Raw genomic sequence first — 1,288 nt, 5'->3', positions numbered from 1 at the left:
TCAGCCCAGTTAGCGTTTTTTCTCGCGCCTGTTATTGGCGCTAATTACGACCATTATCTGGATACAGGCTAACAGACCTTTAGCGGCGAGGTCGTCAAGGGTGAGAAGACATTAAGTTCGAGCTGTTAACGATGACCATGCAGTACCGTGGGCACAGCAAAGGAATAGCTATATGAATAAGAGGGCAGCGCCGCAGTCGGCGTCGACAGAGCAAGAGACACAACTGTTGGACGACAGTCGGTATGAAGACCTGCCGCGCAGTGAGTACCTGCAATTACCCAAAGAGGAGCAAGACCGGCTCTATCAGTTGCGTCTGCAGCGGGTGCGAGAGGCGCCCACGCTTTATGAGTGGGATATTCGGGTGGCGACTGTCTATGGTCTATTTTGGTTAACCTTCCTGATCCCGTGTGGCTGTTTAGCACTTATAGGGAGCTATTTGTTATCTGGCGATACTAGCTTGGGTATGGGGTTAATCATCATGGCCCTAATAATGTTCCTATCTGCTCGTTACCTCTGGTTTGCAGACAAGCAGTACCATTATCGGCTCACCACCGAGGGGTTAGTTACCACCTATCATGATGCTATTCCGGATGCAGCCTACGCGGTAGTACGGGGGCTGGCTTGGTTTGGGGTGGTAGTTTGTATTGTCGGCGTGGCGTTGTTAGGCCCGGCCGCCTTGGTCGGCGCGGGTGGTTTTGCCGTGATGGCATTTTTCTTTACTGGTTTTAAAAATGTAGAAACCACCTCAATAAGTGCTATCAAGCGTGGACATCCCCACATGATAAAAGTGACCCACAAGAGGCCATATATATCGTGTGATACAGACAGGTTTTATTTCGGATATTATTCAAATCTCGACTGTTATTGCTATCCCGAAGATATGCATAAAGTGTTGTCGCTACTGATGAAGCAATTACCGTGGTCGAAACTCTTTTTATTGAAAAATGAACGAATAGTTGGTCTCTCTAAAGTTGGCACCCGTGACGGCGAACCAGTCCAATTGTCAGATTTTGCCCCTGAGAATACCCTGCCCAGTTAACGTTTTTTCTCGCGCCTATTATTTATTGGCGCGAGATTCGGTGTCCATCAGTGGCTGCTTTGCCACCAAGATGCTGACAGGCCTTTCGCGGCGAGGTCGTCAAGAGCGAGAAAACATTAAGTACGAGCTGTGTGGGTAGGTTAACGACGACCGTGCAGTCCGTGGGCACTGCAAAGGAATAGCTATATGAATAAGAGAGCAGCGCTGCAGCAGTCGGCGTCGACAGAGCAAGAGACGCAACCGTTGGAA

The 1,288-nt window shown here is 49.5% G+C and carries 1 protein-coding gene; it reads left to right on the top strand.

Annotation, left to right across the window (positions count from 1 at the left end):
* The first annotated feature begins 172 nt into the window (after nucleotides 1–172).
* The gene (locus AAA952_RS22265) at nucleotides 173–1,039 is read left to right on the top strand and encodes a hypothetical protein (protein ID WP_338259698.1); all 867 of its coding nucleotides are present in this window, start codon (nucleotides 173–175) and stop codon (nucleotides 1,037–1,039) included.
* Nucleotides 1,040–1,288 lie beyond the last annotated feature (249 nt).

It is taken from the genome of Shewanella sp. M-Br, assembly GCF_036245925.1.
GTDB lineage: Bacteria > Pseudomonadota > Gammaproteobacteria > Enterobacterales > Shewanellaceae > Shewanella > Shewanella oncorhynchi.
Note: the sequence above shows the minus strand (reverse complement) of the source record. Positions and strands in the feature narration are given on the sequence as shown.

Excerpts from the sequence above, each read along its gene's own strand:
- AAA952_RS22265 (WP_338259698.1), top strand. The coding sequence starts at position 173 with ATGAATAAGAGGGCAGCGCCGCAGTCGGCGTCGACAGAGCAAGAGACA.